This window comes from Micromonospora sp. SCSIO 07396 (genome assembly GCF_053667945.1).
The window spans coordinates 586,418-602,461 of sequence record NZ_CM132210.1 but is presented as its reverse complement, the minus strand read 5'-3'; the positions used below and the strand labels follow the sequence as shown (position 1 = coordinate 602,461).

The 16,044-nt window shown below is 73.1% G+C and carries 10 protein-coding genes and 2 pseudogenes; 4 read left to right on the top strand and 8 right to left on the bottom strand.

Going from position 1 to position 16,044, the window contains the following annotated elements; genetic code table 11:
- Positions 1 to 25: 25 nt before the first annotated feature.
- Genes ACWCHM_RS02775 through ettA form a run of 3 tightly spaced genes read right to left on the bottom strand, consistent with a single transcriptional unit; the run spans position 26 to position 2,843 of the window.
- Complete coding sequence (locus ACWCHM_RS02775; RefSeq protein ID WP_454221417.1) at positions 26 to 721, bottom strand: hypothetical protein; 696 nt, start codon at positions 719 to 721, stop codon at positions 26 to 28.
- Entirely contained in the window at positions 718 to 1,164 is a 447-nt protein-coding gene (locus ACWCHM_RS02770; RefSeq protein WP_088646587.1) for an acyl-CoA thioesterase, read from the bottom strand. The genes ACWCHM_RS02775 and ACWCHM_RS02770 overlap by 4 nt, the downstream gene beginning before the upstream one ends.
- A 2-nt stretch (positions 1,165 to 1,166) precedes the next feature.
- Complete coding sequence (gene ettA, locus ACWCHM_RS02765) at positions 1,167 to 2,843, bottom strand: energy-dependent translational throttle protein EttA (protein WP_204958103.1); 1,677 nt, start codon at positions 2,841 to 2,843, stop codon at positions 1,167 to 1,169.
- A 326-nt stretch (positions 2,844 to 3,169) separates the two neighbouring features.
- Here ettA and ACWCHM_RS02760 point away from each other — a divergent pair, with 326 nt between their 5' ends.
- Complete coding sequence (locus tag ACWCHM_RS02760) at positions 3,170 to 4,570, top strand: alpha,alpha-trehalose-phosphate synthase (UDP-forming) (protein WP_204958102.1); 1,401 nt, start codon at positions 3,170 to 3,172, stop codon at positions 4,568 to 4,570.
- Between the two features lie 41 nt (positions 4,571 to 4,611).
- Positions 4,612 to 7,173 (top strand): trehalose-phosphatase, encoded by a 2,562-nt coding sequence (otsB, locus tag ACWCHM_RS02755; RefSeq protein ID WP_204958232.1) that lies wholly within the window; start codon positions 4,612 to 4,614, stop codon positions 7,171 to 7,173.
- A gap of 157 nt (positions 7,174 to 7,330) precedes the next feature.
- Here otsB and cobA read toward each other — a convergent pair whose 3' ends face one another.
- The 4 genes and pseudogenes from cobA to cobC all read right to left on the bottom strand — a co-directional run bounded on the left by cobA (position 7,331) and on the right by cobC (position 11,015).
- Positions 7,331 to 8,635: a uroporphyrinogen-III C-methyltransferase gene (cobA, locus tag ACWCHM_RS02750; RefSeq protein WP_204958101.1), complete on the bottom strand. Its 1,305-nt coding sequence runs from the start codon at positions 8,633 to 8,635 to the stop codon at positions 7,331 to 7,333.
- A pseudogene (locus ACWCHM_RS02745) lies at positions 8,632 to 9,351 on the bottom strand (nicotinate-nucleotide--dimethylbenzimidazole phosphoribosyltransferase); the annotation flags it as partial. The gene cobA and the pseudogene ACWCHM_RS02745, both read right to left, overlap by 4 nt.
- A 156-nt stretch (positions 9,352 to 9,507) precedes the next feature.
- A pseudogene (locus ACWCHM_RS02740) lies at positions 9,508 to 9,879 on the bottom strand (nicotinate-nucleotide--dimethylbenzimidazole phosphoribosyltransferase); the annotation flags it as partial.
- Positions 9,879 to 11,015 carry an Rv2231c family pyridoxal phosphate-dependent protein CobC gene (gene cobC / locus ACWCHM_RS02735; protein ID WP_204958100.1) on the bottom strand — a complete coding sequence of 379 codons (1,137 nt, stop codon included), beginning with the start codon at positions 11,013 to 11,015 and terminating at the stop codon, positions 9,879 to 9,881. The gene cobC and the pseudogene ACWCHM_RS02740, both read right to left, overlap by 1 nt.
- A gap of 166 nt (positions 11,016 to 11,181) precedes the next feature.
- Here cobC and ACWCHM_RS02730 point away from each other — a divergent pair, with 166 nt between their 5' ends.
- Positions 11,182 to 13,314 carry a transglycosylase domain-containing protein gene (locus ACWCHM_RS02730; protein WP_204958099.1) on the top strand — a complete coding sequence of 711 codons (2,133 nt, stop codon included), beginning with the start codon at positions 11,182 to 11,184 and terminating at the stop codon, positions 13,312 to 13,314.
- A gap of 40 nt (positions 13,315 to 13,354) precedes the next feature.
- Here ACWCHM_RS02730 and ACWCHM_RS02725 read toward each other — a convergent pair whose 3' ends face one another.
- Complete coding sequence (locus ACWCHM_RS02725) at positions 13,355 to 14,926, bottom strand: cobyrinate a,c-diamide synthase (protein WP_454221416.1); 1,572 nt, start codon at positions 14,924 to 14,926, stop codon at positions 13,355 to 13,357.
- A 17-nt stretch (positions 14,927 to 14,943) separates the two neighbouring features.
- On the opposite strand from ACWCHM_RS02725, the gene ACWCHM_RS02720 reads away from it, so the two are divergent.
- Positions 14,944 to 15,759 (top strand): SURF1 family cytochrome oxidase biogenesis protein, encoded by an 816-nt coding sequence (locus tag ACWCHM_RS02720; RefSeq protein WP_454221415.1) that lies wholly within the window; start codon positions 14,944 to 14,946, stop codon positions 15,757 to 15,759.
- Positions 15,760 to 16,044 lie beyond the last annotated feature (285 nt).

Genomic DNA, 16,044 nt, shown 5'->3' with positions numbered 1-16,044 from the left:
CCCAAGCCGGAAGAATGATCCGGGGTCATACTTTCGGCTGATCCCGTGCCGGACGAATTGCGAGATCCGAAACTTTCCGCGACCAGGCGGCTCCGTATGGTCCCACCAGTCCCACCCACCGGCCGGCCACCCGGACCTGGACCTCCCCCGCCGCGGTGACCTCGGCCGGGCCGAGGAACCCCATCCGGACCAGCCCCTGCACCAGCCGTTGGGTGATCTCCACCGGGTCGGCCGGGTCGGCGTCGGGAGTGACGGTCACCGCCACGTGGTCGAGCAGCGCCTCCCGCAGTATCCGCTGCCCCACCGCGCGCCCGCGTACCCCCTCGGTGGCGGCGGTGCGCAGGGTGCCCGCCGCGGCCTCGGCGATGCGCCGTAGCTCGGCGGCGGGCAGCACCTCGACCGGGCGGCTCACCACCGGTGGCAACGGCCACCGCCACCGCTCGTCACGGCCGGGCGGCAACATGGTGTCGGCGTCGGCCAACCGGGCCAGCAACTCGGCCGCGTCCACGGTGACGTCGGCCGGGGCGCTCCCGGCCACCGTCCGGACCACCAGCACGTCCCACGGCAGCCGGCCCCAGAGGGCGGTACGGCCGACGCCGGGCAGCGGGCGTAGCCGGACCACCGTGGCCGGGTCGAGGCGGACCAGCCGGGCCAGGAAGGCCCCCGCGTCGTCCGCCCCGACCAACCCGTGCTCCGGCCGGACGGTGGCGCCGCCGTTCACGCCGCCCCGTCGGTCAGGGCCCACGACTCCAGGAATGCCCGTTCGTCGTCGCTGATCCGCCGGGGCCGCTTCTCCACCAGGTCGAACGGGACCAGCACCGAGCGGGCGGTGCTGGCCAGCACGTCACCGTCGTACAGCTCGTAGGCGACGGTGAACGAGGCGGCCCGGATGCGCTCCACCCACAGTTCGATCCGGACGGTCGGCGCGGCCTGGGCGGTGGCCCGACCGAGCGCGTAGTCGACCGGACGCAGGTAGTCGACCTCGTGCCGACGGATGACGACCCCGTCGGCGAACGAGCCGACCCCCCACGCCTTGCCCCCGGCGAACATCAACGCCACCCGCGCCTCCTCGTACAGGGTGAGGAAGCGCGAGTTGTTGACATGGCCGTACGCGTCCAGGTCGGACCAGCGCAGGGTGCAGTGGTAGACGAAACGGTCCGCCATGCTCAGTCGCGGGTCAGCTTGCGGTAGGTCACCCGGTGCGGCCGGGCCGCCTCCGCCCCGAGCCGGTCGATCTTGTTCTTCTCGTACGCGTCGAAGTTGCCCTCGAACCAGAACCACCTCGACGGGTTCTCGTCGTCGCCCTCCCAGGCCAGGATGTGGGTGGCGACCCGGTCGAGGAACATCCGGTCGTGGGAGATGACCACGGCGCAGCCGGGGAACTCCAGCAGCGCGTTCTCCAGGCTGGACAGCGTCTCGACGTCCAGGTCGTTGGTCGGCTCGTCGAGCAGGATGACGTTGCCGCCGATCTTGAGGGTGAGCGCCAGGTTGAGCCGGTTGCGCTCGCCGCCGGAGAGCACCTTGGTCGGCTTCTGCTGGTCCGGCCCCTTGAAGCCGAACGCCGCGATGTACGCCCGGGACGGCATCTCGACCTTGCCCACCATCAGGTAGTCGAGCCCGTCGGAGACGACCTCCCAGACCGTCTTGTCGCCGTTGAGGCCCTCCCGGTTCTGGTCGACGTACGACAGCGAGACGGTGGGGCCGACCCGGACCTCGCCGCCGGTCGGCTGCTCCAACCCGACGATGGTCTTGAACAGGGTGGTCTTGCCGACGCCGTTCGGGCCGATGATGCCGACGATGCCGTTGCGCGGCAGCGAGAACGACAGGTCGTCGATGAGCAGCCGGTCGCCGAAGCCCTTGCTGAGGTGGTTGGCCTCGATGACCGTGCTGCCCAGGCGCGGGCCCGGCGGGATCTGGATCTCCTCGAAGTCCAGCTTGCGGGTCTTCTCCGCCTCGGCGGCCATCTCGTCGTAGCGGTCCAACCGGGCCTTCGACTTGGTCTGCCGGGCCTTGGCGTTGGAGCGGACCCACTCCAGTTCCTCGGTGAGCCGCTTCTTCATCTTGGCGTCGCGGCGGCCCTCGACGGCCAGCCGGGCGGCCTTCTTCTCCAGGTAGGTGGAGTAGTTGCCCTCGTACGGGTAGGTCCGGCCGCGGTCCAGCTCCAGGATCCAGTTGGCCACGTTGTCGAGGAAGTACCGGTCGTGGGTGATCGCCATGACGGTGCCCGCGTACTTGGCCAGGTGCTGCTCCAGCCAGGACACGCTCTCCGCGTCCAGGTGGTTGGTGGGCTCGTCGAGCAGCAGCAGGTCGGGGGCCTCCAGCAGCAGCTTGCACAGCGCGACCCGGCGGCGCTCACCACCGGAGAGCTGGGTGACGTCGGCGTCCGGCGGCGGGCAGCGCAGCGCGTCCATGGCCAGTTCGAGCTTGGAGTCGACGTCCCAGGCGTCGAGGTGGTCCAGCTCCTCCTGGAGCCGGCCCATCTCCTCCATCAGCTCGTCGGAGTAGTCGGTGGCCATCTGCTCGGCGATGGCGTTGAACCGGTCCAGCTTGGCCTTGGTCTCGGCGACCGCCTCCTCGACGTTGCCGAGCACGGTCTTGCTGTCGTTGAGCGGAGGCTCCTGGGCGAGCATGCCGACGGTGTAGCCGGGCATCAGCCGGGCCTCGCCGTTGCTCGGCTTGTCCAGCCCTGCCATGATCTTGAGGAGGCTGGACTTACCGGCGCCGTTCGGGCCGACCACACCGATCTTGGCCCCCGGCAGGAAGTTCAGCGTCACGTTGTCGAGCACGACCTTGTCGCCGTGCGCCTTGCGCGCCTTTTCCAGGACGTAGATGAACTGGGCCACGGTGCGGGCTACCTCCGTCGATTGCTGTCGTCTTGGGCTGCGGCTCGGCGCGGGCTGCGACCTGCGCCCGCCGCCGCCGGCCGGGAGCCGGCCACGCGCACGCCACCGTCAATCCTGACAGGTACGGCCCGCCGCGCCCACATCACCCCGCCCGGCATCGTCCGCATCACTACCGCTACCGCTGAGCTGGCGATGTTGACAAGATCACGGTACGGGTTCAGCAGGCGTGGGACGGGTAGGTAACTGCGGCACGGGGTCCCAGACGCCGCAGCTACGCTCAGTACGCTCATCGCGGTGGACCCGTCAGCACCCGGAGGTGGCCGATCGTGACCGTCCGTAGCTCCTTTGTCGTTGTGGCCAACCGACTGCCGGTCGACGAGGTGAGCACACCCGAGGGACGACAATGGCGGCGCAGCCCCGGCGGGCTGGTCACCGCGCTGCACCCCGTCCTCGCCGAGCACCGGGGCACCTGGGTCGGCTGGGCCGGTGGCACCGGCGCCGCCCCGGAGCCGTTCGACCTGGAGGGCATCCGCCTGCACCCGGTGCCGTTGAGCGCCGAGGAGTTGGAACGTTACTACGAGGGTCAGTCCAATGCGACAATCTGGCCGCTCTATCACGACGCGGTCGAGACACCCGCCTACAAGCGCCGTTGGCGGGAGGCGTACCGGCTGGTCAACGCCCGGTTCGCGGAGGCGGCGGCGGACGTCGCGGCCGAGGGCGCGACGGTCTGGGTGCAGGACTACCAGCTCCAGCTCGTCCCGGCGATGCTGCGCGAGCTGCGGCCGGACCTCAAGATCGGCTTCTTCCTGCACATCCCGTTCCCGCCGATCGAGCTGTTCATGCAGATGCCGTTCCGCACCGAGATCCTGCGCGGCCTGCTCGGCAGCGACCTGGTCGGCTTCCAGCAGCGGCTGGCCGCGCAGAACTTCGTCCGGCTGGCCCGGCACCTGCTCGGCCTGCGCTACGAGGGTCAGATGATCCAGGTCGACGGGCGGCAGGTGAAGGCCGGCGCGTTCCCGATCTCGATCGAGACCAGGGAGATGGAGCGGCTGGCCGAGGACCCGGCGATCCAGGCCCGGGCCAAGCAGATCCGCGAGGAGCTGGGCAACCCGAAGACGATCATCCTGGGCGTCGACCGGCTCGACTACACGAAGGGCATCGAACTCCGACTCAAGGCCTTCCGCGAACTTCTTGCTGACGGAAAGTTGACAGTTCCGGACGCGGTTATGGTGCAGGTGGCCACCCCCAGCCGGGAGCGCGTGGAGCACTACCAGGCACTACGGGTCAAGGTGGAACGCGAGGTTGGTCGGATTAACGGCGAATTCGGCAGGGTCGGCGTGCCGGCGGTGCATTATCTGCATCAGTCGTACAGTCGCAGCGAACTGGCCGCGATGTACGTCGCGGCCGACGTGATGATGGTGACCCCGCTGCGAGACGGAATGAACCTGGTGGCCAAGGAGTACGTCGCATCGCGCGCCGACCAGGGCGGTGCGCTCGTGCTCAGTGAGTTCGCCGGCGCGGCCACCGAGCTGCGCCAGGCGTTCCTGTGCAATCCGCACGACCCCGACGCCGTCAAGGACGCCCTCCTGCGGGCTGTACACGTAGAGAAGCCGGAGGCCCGTCGACGCATGCGGATCATGCAACGTCACCTGCGCACCCACGATGTGGGGCACTGGGCGAAGTCCTTTCTGACCGAGTTGGGCGCACCGGGGACGGAGGCCGAGTGAACGCCCCCACCGCCGAGATCATCACCCCCGCCGCCGGGACGATGGACCCGGAACTGCTGGCCGCGATCGGACGCATCGCCCGCGTACCACAGCTCCTGGTCGCCTGCGACTACGACGGCACGCTCGCGCCGATCGTGGAGGACCCGAGCAAGGCGGTGCCGCTGCCCGAGTCGGTCGCCGCCGTCCGGGCGCTGGCCTCGCTGCCGCAGACCACCGTCGCGGTGGTCTCCGGGCGGGCGCTGCGCGACCTGGCCGCGCTGTCCCGGCTGCCCAACGAGATCCACCTCGTCGGCAGCCACGGCTCCGAATTCGACATCGGCTTCGTCGAGCGGCTCTCCCCCGAGCTGGTCGCCGTGCGCACCCGGCTGCGCGACGCGCTGCGCGAGATCGCCCAGGCCCACCCGGGGGTACGGCTGGAACGCAAGCCGGCCAGCGTCGCGGTGCACACCCGCGGGGTCGAACCGCAGGTCGCCGCCGCCGCCGTCGAGGCCGTCCGTAACGGCCCCGCGACCTGGGACGACGTCACCGTCACCCAGGGCAAGGAGGTCATCGAGCTGTCGGTGGTCGCCACCCACAAGGGCACCGCGGTCGACCAGCTCCGCACCCAGCTCTCGGCCAGCGCGGTGCTGTTCATCGGCGACGACGTCACCGACGAGAACGCCTTCGGCACCCTGCGCGGCCCCGACCTGGGCATCAAGATCGGCCCCGGGGACACCCAGGCGCACTACCGGGTGGCCGAGCCGGTCGAGGCGGCCCGCGCGCTCGGCCTGCTGCTGGAGACCCGCCGGCACTGGCTGTTCGGCGAGCGGGCGGTGCCGATCGAACGGCACTCGATGCTGGCCAACGGCCGTACCGTCGCGCTGCTCACGCCCGAGGCCAAGGTGAGCTGGCTCTGCCACCCCAAGCCCGACTCGGCGGCGATCTTCGCCGACCTGGTCGGCGGCAGCCCGGCCGGGCACTTCACGGTCGGGCCGGAGCGCGGCGGCATCCCACTGGGCCAGCGCTACCGCAGCGGCACGATGACCGTGGAGACCCGCTGGTCGGGGCTCACCGTCACCGACTGGCTGGACCTGCCCGCCCGGGAGACCACGCCGGACGGCCCGGCCGTCATCACCGGCGACTCCACCCTGGTCCGGGTGCTCACCGGCTCCGGGCGGGCCCGGATCGAGTTCGCCCCGCGTCCCGAGTTCGGGCAGGTGGCCACCCAGCTCCAGCCGATGGACGACGGCCTGCTGGTGCTCGGCTCCAACGAGCCGGTCGCGCTCTACTCCCCCGGGGTGACCTGGCAGGTCCGCACCGACGGCGGCTACGAGACCGCGCACGCCGTGGTCGACCTCTCCGCCACCGGCGGCCAGGTGGTGCTGGAGCTGCGCTTCGGCACGCACAGCCTGGAGGACCACGCGGTCGGCATCCACGAACGGCAGGCCAAGGCCGAGCAGCCCTGGAAGGAGTGGGTGGCCTCGCTGCGGCTGCCCGCCACCGCCCGGGACCTGGTCGCCCGTAGCGCGCTCACCCTGCGCGGCCTCTGCCACGAGGCGACCGGCTCGATCCTGGCGGCGGCGACCACCTCGCTGCCGGAGGAGCTGGGCGGCGTCCGCAACTGGGATTACCGGTACTGCTGGCTGCGGGACGCGGCGATGACCGCGCGGGCCCTGGTCGACCTCGGCTCGATCGAGGAGGCCGAGGCGCTGCTGCGCTGGGTGGACGGCTGCATCGAGCGCACCGGCGGGCACCCCGAGCGGCTGCACCCGCTCTACACGGTGGACGGCTACGAACTGGGCGCCGAGGCGGTCATCGACACCCTGCCCGGGTACGCCGGCTCCCGGCCGGTCCGGGTCGGCAACCTCGCCAACCACCAGCTCCAACTCGACGTCTTCGGCCCGATCGCCGACCTGATCGCGGCCGTCGCCGACGCCCGGGGTTCGGTGCGCGACGACGAGTGGCGGGTGCTGGACAACATGGTCGAGGCGGTCCGCCGCCGCTGGCACGAGCCCGACCACGGCATCTGGGAGGCCCGCCTGCCACCCCGGCACCACATCTTCTCCAAGGTGATGTGCTGGATGACCGTCGACCGGGCCCTGCACGTGGTGCGTCAGCACGGCGGCGAGGACAAGCCGGAGTGGGTCGAACTGCGCGACCGGATCGGCGCCAACGTGCTGGAGAACGGCTGGCACGAGGAGGTCGAGGCGTACAGCGTCGCGTACGGCGACGAGGACATGGACGCCTCTTCGCTGTGGATCGGGCTGTCCGGCCTGCTCCCGGGGGACGACCCGCGTTTCCTCTCCACCGTGCTCAAGATCGAGGCGGATCTGCGCAGCGGCCCGGTCGTCTACCGCTACCACTGGGACGACGGTCTGCCGGGCCGGGAGGGCGGCTTCCACATCTGCACGGCGTGGCTGATCGAGGCGTACCTGCGCACCGGTCGGCGTACCGACGCCGAGGAGCTGTTCGCCCAGATGGTCGACACCGCCGGCCCGACCGGGCTGCTCCCCGAGCAGTACGACCCGCTGGCCGAGCGCGGGCTGGGCAACCACCCGCAGGCGTACAGCCACCTCGGGCTGATCCGCTGCGCCCTGCTGCTGGACAACATGCTCAAGCAGTAGCGACAGCCCCACCCGCCGCCACCTCGACCCACCCGGGCCGAGGTGGCGGCATCCCTCGCAAGATCGACTCAGTTGGGCCGAGGTAGCGCCATCCCGTGTCCCGGATGCCGCTACCTCGGCCCACAAGGGGTGGATCAAGCCGGACGGCCCGGCAGGGTCAGGGCGTCAGGGCGTCGACCACGTCGCCGATCACCACGATGGCCGGGGGACGCAGGCCCGCCGCGCCCACGTCGGCCGCCACCGCGCCGAGCGTCGACCGCAGACTGCGCTGGCCGCCCGTGGTGCCCTCCTGGATCACCGCGACCGGGGTGGCCGCGTCCCGGCCGTGCCGGGTCAGGGTGTCGGCGATGGCGGCCAGGTTCTTGAGCCCCATCAGCACCACCAGGGTGCCCCGCAGGCCGGCGAGGGCCTCCCAGCGCACCAGGGAGACCGGCGAGTCCGGGGCGACATGCCCGGACACCACGGTGAACTCGTGTGCCACCGCCCGGTGGGTCACCGGGACACCGGCCGCCGCCGGCACCGCCACCGCGCTGGTCACCCCGGGCACCACGGTCACCGGCACGCCGGCCGCCGCGCAGGCCAGCAACTCCTCCCCGCCCCGCCCGAAGACGTACGGGTCGCCGCCCTTGAGGCGTACCACGACCTTGCCGGCGAGCGCCCGGTCGACCAGGATCCGGTTGATCTCCTCCTGGGCGCGCGACGGACCGTAGGGGATCTTCGCGGCGTCGACCAGTTCGACGTCGGGACGCAACTCGTCCAGGAGCAGTCCGGGCACCAACCGGTCGGCGACCACCACGTCCGCCTCGGTGAGCAGCCGCCACCCCTTGACCGTGATCAGCTCCGGGTCACCCGGCCCGGCACCGACCAGCGACACCCGACCGACCGGGCCACCCGGCCGGATCGTGGCGTCACCGGACCCGGCCGGCGTCGGTGCCGGCGGGCCCGCGAGGGGCGCGTCCGCCACCGGTTCACCCGGGTCGACTTCCCCGGGGTCGACGAGGGGGCCCGTCCGGGCGGCGAGCAGCTCCCGGACGGCGTCCCGGACACCCATCGCCCGTTTCGGGTCTCCCCCGCCCAGCACGGCCACGGTCACCGGCCCGTGCCGGGTCACCGCCGGGGTCCACGCGGTGGCCGCCGTCCGGTCGTCGGCCCGGACGCAGAAGATCCGCCGTTCGGCGGCGACGGCGCTGACCGAAGCGGCGGCGAGCGGATCGTCCACCGCGACCTGGACCAGCCACGCCCCGTCGAGGTCGTCGGGGGCGAACCGGCGCGGCCGCCAGTGCAACCGTCCGGCGTCGACGTGCGCTTGCAGGGCCGGGGTCACCTCGGGGGCGACCAGCAGCACGTCCGCGCCGGCATCCAGCAGGGCGGGTACCCGCCGGCTGGCCACGGCACCGCCGCCCACCACGACCACCCGGCGTCCGGCGAGCCGCAGGCCGAGGGGGTACGGGTTGGTGCTCACTTCTCGGAGACCCCCGCCGCGTCGAAGGTGGCGACCTCGTGCAGCACCCGGACCGCGCCGGTGACCACCGGCAGGGCCAGCAGCGCGCCGGTGCCCTCGCCGAGGCGCAGGCCGAGGTCGACGAGCGGGTCGAGGCCGAGGTGCCGCAACGCCACGGTGGCCCCCGGCTCGGCGGAACGGTGCCCGGCGACCATCGCGCCGACCGCGTCCGGGGCGAGGGCGGCGGCGGCGAGCGCGGCACTGACCGCGATCACCCCGTCGAGCAGCACCGGCACCCGGCGGGCTGCCGCGCCGAGGATCAGCCCGGTCAGCGCCGCGTGCTCCAGGCCACCGACGGCGGCCAGCACCCCCAGCGGATCGGCCGGGTCGGGCCGGTGCCGCTGAAGCGCCGTACGCACCACGTCGACCTTGCGCCGGTACGTCGCGTCGTCCACCCCGGTGCCCCGGCCGGTGGCCGCCTCCGGGTCAGCCCCGGTGAACGCGGCGACCAGCGCGGCGGCCGGCGTGGTGTTGGCGATCCCCATGTCGCCGGTGAGCAGCACCCCCGCCCCGGCGTCGAGCAGCTCACCGGCGATCCGGATGCCGGTCTCGACCGCCGCCCGCGCCTCGTCCCGGGTGAGCGCGGCGGTGACAGTCATGTCCCGGGTGCCGCGCCGCACGTTCGCGTCGACCAGGCGCGGCGGTGCCAGGGTGCCGTCGGCCGGGGCGGGCGCGGCACAGGCAGGCGCGGCGCTGTCGGGCGCGGCACTGTCGGGCGCGGCACTGTCGGGCGCGGCACTGTCGGGCACGGTGGCGGCTGGCACGGTGGCGGCTGGCACGGTGGCGGCTGGCACGGTGGCGGCTGGCACGGCGGCGCTGTCGGGCACGGCGTGGGTGGGTGGGAACGGCAGCGGCGCGGCCACGCCGACGTCGACCACGGTGACCGAGGCGCCGGCCTGACGGGCGAACGCGTTGACGACCGCCCCGCCGGCCAGGAAGTTCCCGATCATCTGGGCGGTGACCTCCTGCGGCCACGGGCTGACCCGCTGGGCGTGCACGCCGTGGTCACCGGCGAAGATCGCCACCGCCGCCGGTTCGGGCAGCGGCGGCGGGCAGACCCCGGCCAGGCCGGCCAGGCGTACGGACAGCTCCTCCAGCGCACCCAGCGAGCCCGCCGGCTTGGTCAGTCGGGCCTGGAGGTCCCGGGCGGCCGTCATCGCCACCGGATCGGGCGGGCCGATCTCCGCGATCGTCGTCTCCAGCATCATGCCTCCAGGATCTCCGCCAGTACCTCGATGAACGCATCCGTGGTGGCCGGGTCACGGACGGCGATCCGCAGCCAGTCCGGCCCCAGCCCGGGGAAGGTGTCGCCGCGTCGTACGGCCCAGCCCCGGTCACGCAGCGCCTGGCGTACCCGGTCGGCGTCGGGCCGGTGGACCAGGACGAAGGCGCTGGCCGGGCGGCCTGCGACGCGTACCCCGGGCAGGGCCGACAGGCGGCGCACCAGGTGGTCGCGGTCGGCGGCGAGCCGGGCGGCGATGGCGCGCTCGGCGGCGACGCCGGTCGGTGACGCGACGGCGGTCGCGGCGGCCAGCGCCGGGGTGGACACGGCCCACAGCGGCTGGACGGCGGCCAGCCGGGCCACCAGGGCGGACTCGCCGAGCAGGTAGCCGATCCGCAGCCCGGCCAGTCCCCAGGTCTTGGTGAGGCTGCGCACCACCACCAGGCCGGGCAGGTCCCGGCGGGCGGCGAGGGACTCGGGTTCGCCGTCGACGCCGGGGGCGGCGGTGGTGTCGGCGAACGCCTCGTCGACGACGAGCACCCGGCCGGGCCGGGCCAGGGCGGCCAGGTCGGCGGCGGGGTGCAGCACCGAGGTCGGGTTGGTCGGGTTGCCGATCATGACCAGGTCGGCGTCGGCCGGCACCCGGGCCGGGTCGAGCCGGAAGTCGTCGCCCGGGTCGAGCAGGAGCCGTTCGACCCGGTGGCCGGCGGCCCGCAGTGCGGCCTCCGGTTCGGTGAACTGCGGGTGCACCACCACCGGGCGGCGTACCCCGGCCAGGGCGCGGGCGAGCAGCACGAAGCCCTCGGCGGCACCTGCGGTGAGCAGCACCTCCGCCTCCGGGCGGCCGTGCCGGGCGGCGACGGCGGCGCGGGCCGGCCGGGGGTCGGGGTAGCCGGCCAGGTCGGCGAGGGCGGCGGTGAGCGGATCGGCCAGCCAGTCCGGCATCGGGTCCCGGCGGACGTTGACGGCCAGGTCGACCAGGCCGGGGGTGGCCTCGGCGTCCCCGTGATGGGCGAGATCCGGTTCGGTGCCGGCCGTCGTCGGGCGCACCGCCTGCGGCACGGCGTCGTCGACGCCCGGACCGGTCGACGGCGTGACGCCGGTCAGTTGCCCATGCATGTCCGCGATCCTGCCGGGAAGCCGGCGCAGGGGACAGCCGATCCCGGGGTGGTCCACATCACGGCACACCGGACGCATCACCCATGGCCACCGTCCCGGCCGGCGAACACCCGAGGGTTCATGAATTTTTCTCATGTACGTATCGGAAATGTCATAACTTGACCAGGTGAGCAATCGACCCCTTGCTGCCGCTGGTCGTTCCGTTCCTCTCCTGCGTGCCGGGCTGATCGCCGGCATCGTGCTCGCCGCCGTCGCGTACCCGCTGGCCGCCGTGACCGGTCTGGGCGCCAAGGCCACCGCGCACGCCGTGGAGCACAAGACGAACATCCTGCGCACCGCCTTGCCCGCCGAGACGTCCTACCTCTACGCGCCAGACGGCAAGACGATCCTGACGATGTTCTACGAGGAGTACCGGCAGTACACCAAGTTGTCGGACATGTCGCCGAACATCCAGCAGGCCATCGTCGCCGCCGAAGACAACCGCTTCTACCAGCACCGGGGCGTCGACCCGAAGGGCGTCGCCCGCGCCTTCGTGGCCAACACCCGCTCCAGCGGCGTCTCCCAGGGCGCCTCCACCCTGACCATGCAGTACGTCCGGATGGCGCTGCGGGACAGTGCGCAGACGCCGCAGGAGGTCCAGGAGGCCACCCAACAGACCAGCCTGCGCAAGGTCAAGGAGATGCGGATGGCGCTGGACATCGAGAAGGAGCTGACCAAGGAGCAGATCCTGGAGCGCTACCTCAACTCGGCGTACTTCGGCCACCGGGCGTACGGCATCTACGCGGCGGCGCAGATCTTCTTCTCCAAGACCCCGGCCACCCTCACCCCGGTCGAGGCGGCCACCCTCGCCGGGCTGGTCAAGTCCCCCTCCGAGTACGACCCGCTCAGCTCGGACCAGAAGGAGGCCACCGGCCGACGCAACTACGTCCTCGACAAGATGTCCCAGCTCGGCTACCTGTCCCCGGACGCCGCCGCAGTGGCCAAGAGCGAACCCATCCGGACCCGGCCCACCACCCCGGCCAACGACTGCGCCTCGATCCCCGGCACGTACAACGCCTGGGGCTTCGCCTGCGACTACGTCAAGAACTGGTGGAGCGCGCAGCCCGCGTTCGGGGAGAACCGGCTGGAACGGATGGACAAGCTGCGCCGGGGCGGCTACCGGATCGTGCTCAGCCTCGACCCGAAGGTCCAGGCCGCCGCCGAGCGGAACGTCCGCGCCAAGGAAGGCGTCGACAGCCCCTTCGCCAACGGGATCGTGGTCGCCGAACCGGGCACCGGACGGATCAAGGCGATGGCGGTGAACCGCACCTACTCCCTGGACGTCAGCGAGAACGGGCCCAGCTCGAACCCCGAGGCCGACCCGAAGATGAAGGCGAACTACCCGAACACGGTCGCCCCGCTGCTCGGCGGCGGCACCCTCCCGGGCTACCAGGCCGGCTCGACGTTCAAGATGTTCCCGATGCTGGCCGCCCTGGACGCCGGGATGCCGCTGTCCACCGCCTTCGACTCGCCGTACCGCTACAAGTCCGCCGTGTACGACGGGTGGGCCCCGTCCAACGCCAGCGGGGCGATGACCGGCCGGCAGACCATGTGGTCCGGGTTCGGCAAGTCGGTGAACACCTACTTCGTCCAGCTGGAGGAGAAGATCGGCGCGGACCGGGGGGTGCACCTCGCCGAGCAGCTCGGCCTGCGCTGGCGTACCGACGTCGACAAGGAGCAGGCGTCACCCGCCAAGGCCAAGAAGTGGGGCGCGTTCACCCTGGGCGTCTCCGACGCCACCCCACTGGAGATGGCCAACGCCTACGCCGCGATCGCCGCCGACGGGCGGTACTGCGAGGCGATGCCGGTCAACTCGATCACCAACCGGGACGGCACCCCGGCAACGTACAAGACCGCAGGTGGCATCGAACGGGAGGTCGCCAAGCCCCGCTGCCGGCAGGTGGTCAACGCCGACGCGGCCCGTGCCGCCACCGACGCGGCGCGCTGCCCCACCGGTGACACCCCGGCCAAGGGCAGCTGCGGCGGCTGGTCGACGGCGGACAGCGTGCGCCGTACGGTGGGCCGCCCGGTGGCCGGCAAGACCGGTACCACGGACAGCACCCGGTCGGCCTGGTTCGTCGGGTACACCCCGGAGCTGGCGGCGGCGAGTTTCATCGCCGACCCGGACAACCCGTTCAACGCCGTCGGCGACGGGCAGTCCCAGGTGCCGGTCAACGCGGTCGCCCAGACCCTGCGTGACGGTCTCAAGGGCACCCCGACCCGCCAGTTCACCCCGCCGTCGGACGCCATCGTCGGCTGAGGCGGGGTCGGCGGGTGCCGGGCCGTGGCTGCCGGGCGGGTCAGGCCGGCGCGGCGACCCCCTCGACCGGCGAGGGCGTCGCCGCCGCCGTCACCAACCGGGCCGCGATCTCGGGGTACGCCGCCCAGTGCAGACCCAACTGGGAGGCGTGCACACCGCGCCAGACGAAGCCCTCCGGCGTGCCGCCCTCCCAACTCCAGGCGGCCCGCTGGCCGGACCGGGGGGTGAGCACCGCGCCGTGCTGCTTGTAGCCCACCACCGTGGCACCGGTACGGGCGACCGCGCTGTCGGACAGGGCGGTCGCCTCCCGGTAACCGACCACCAGGCCGTCCCGGCTCGCACCGATCGCGTCCAGCACCCCGCACATCGGCAGCCCGTCCAGCTCCCGGGCCAGCCACAGCAGGCCGGCACCCTCGGCGATCACCGGACGGCCGGTGCGGGCCAGTTCGGCCACCGCGATGCACAGCCGCCGGTTGGCCGACAGGTCCCGCGCGTACGACTCGGGCAGCGCGCCCCCGACGACCAGCGCGCGGGTGCCGGCGGGCAACGTCTCGTCGCGCAGCGGGTCGACGGTGACCACCTGGGCCCCGGCGGCCCGCAGCAGCTCGGCGGTCTCCGGGTGGCTGTAGCTGCCGCCGGGTCCGCCGGCGAGCGCCACCACCGGCGCGTCCCCCACCGACACGTCTCCCACCGGCACGTCTCCCACCGCAGCGGCGGACGCCGGCGACCAGGGCGAGACGGACAGTGTCGGGGCGGAGCGGGCCAACCCGAGCAGGCGTTCCAGGTCGACCGTCCCGGCGACCGCCTCGCCGAGCCGGCGCACCGCGCGCAACGCCTCGGCGTCGCGGCCGAGGACCGGCACCACGCCGTGCCGACGGGCGGGCAGCACCGGGGGCAGTTCGTGCCGGCGCAGCGCGCCGTAGACCGGCATCCCGACGTCGTCGAGTGCCTCCCGGAGCATCGCCTCGTGCCGGCCGGAGGCGACCTGGGTGAGGATCACCCCGCCCAACCAGAGCTGCTCGTCGTACGAGCGGAAGCCGTGCACCAGGGCCGCCACCGACTGGCCCATCGCCGCCACGTCGATGACCAGCACGACGGGGCTACGCAGCGCGGTCGCCACGGCGGCCGTGGACTCCGCCTCGGGCCGGCCCGCGACCGAGTCGTACAACCCCATGGTGCCCTGGACCAGGGCCAACGCGGCGCCCTGCGCGCCGTAGGCGAAGAGCGGCCCGAGCCGGTCGCCGCCGATCAGCCGGGGGTCGAGGGTACGGCCGGGACGGCCGGCGGCCAGGCCGAGGTAGGCGGCGTCGACGTGGTCCGGGCCGACCTTGAAACCGGCGACGTCGAGCCCCCGGTCGGCGAGAGCGGCGAGCAGACCGACGGACAACGCGTTGGTGCCGTGACCGGAGGACGGCGCGCTGAACACGAGGCGCGGCACGGCGGTCATCATCGACTCCTCGGTGGCGACGGGCGGTGGCTCGCGGACGGCCGGGAGGAACACCGGCGGCGATCCGCAGGCGTGACCATACCCGCCCCCGGCGACAGGTGGAGACCGCCGATCCGACGCCGTACGGGCCGGTGCCGGGCCGTCGCGCAGGGTGGCGTCGGTCATACGGGTAGCCTCGTGCTGTGTACCGGTTCCTGCTGACCCCACGCTGGCTGGGCATCCTGGCGCTGACCCTGGCCGCCGCCGCCGTCATGGTGCTGCTCGGCAACTGGCAGCTGGACCGTTACCGGGAACGCACCGCCGTCAACGAGCGGATCGACGCCGGCACCGCCGGCACCCCCGCGCCGCTGCGGTCGACGCTGCCGGCCCCCACCGGCGGCGCGGGCACCGTCGGCGCGGCCCCCGCCACACCGGCCGAGTGGAGCCGGGTCACCGCCACCGGCCGGTACGACGCCACGAACATCATCCTGGTCCGGGGCCGGACGGTGGAGAGCCGGGTCGGCTTCGAGGTGCTCGTCCCACTGGTGCTCGACGACGGCACGGCCGTGCTGGTCGACCGGGGCTGGGTCCCCCCGGCGCCCGGCGGCGCGCTGGCCATGCCCGAGGTGCCGGCGCTGCCGACCGGTCAGGTGACCGTCGTCGGCCGGGTGCACCCCACCGAGACCGGTGGCAACGGCGTGGACCGGCGCGACGGCCGGTTGGAGACCCGTCGGGTGACCGTGGACAAGCTGGCCCGGGAACTGCCGTACCCGCTGCACGGGGCGTACCTGCTGCTCGACGAGCAGACCCCGGCGAACGACCCGGCGTTCCGGGCGGTACCGATCGGGCACACGAACAACTGGCAGAACTTCGGCTACGTCGTCCAGTGGTGGTTGTTCGCCGCGATGACGCTCTTCGGCTACGGCTGGGTGGCCCGGCGGGAGGCCCGACGCGCCGCCGGCCTGGACGCCCCGAAGCCCCCCGTCGACCGCGCCGCCGAACCGGCCACCTCCACCTGACCCGCCTGACCCGCCGGGCCTGCGGACCCGGGCGAGCCTGCGGACCGGGCGGTTCCTGCCGGACAGTCGGTGCGGGTGCCGGCCGACCCGCGCCACGGCCCACCACCGCCGGCCCGCGCCGCCCCCACGGTCCCCCGCCGGCCGGCCCGGTGTCAGCCAGGCGGCGTCCCACCATGGGTGCGCGTCCTTTCGAGCTGATGACGTCACGACATCAACCGGTCGAGTGCCGGGGCCGCGCGACTCGGTCCACCACTCCCGGTAGCCTGCGACTCGTTCTCGTCATCA

Excerpts from the sequence above, each read along its gene's own strand:
- ACWCHM_RS02770 (WP_088646587.1), bottom strand. The coding sequence starts at position 1,164 with ATGGCGGACCGTTTCGTCTACCACTGCACCCTGCGCTGGTCCGACCTG.
- cobC (WP_204958100.1), bottom strand. The coding sequence starts at position 11,015 with ATGCATGGGCAACTGACCGGCGTCACGCCGTCGACCGGTCCGGGCGTC.
- otsB (WP_204958232.1), top strand. The coding sequence starts at position 4,612 with ATGGACCCGGAACTGCTGGCCGCGATCGGACGCATCGCCCGCGTACCA.
- ACWCHM_RS02725 (WP_454221416.1), bottom strand. The coding sequence starts at position 14,926 with ATGACCGACGCCACCCTGCGCGACGGCCCGGCACCGGCCCGTACGGCG.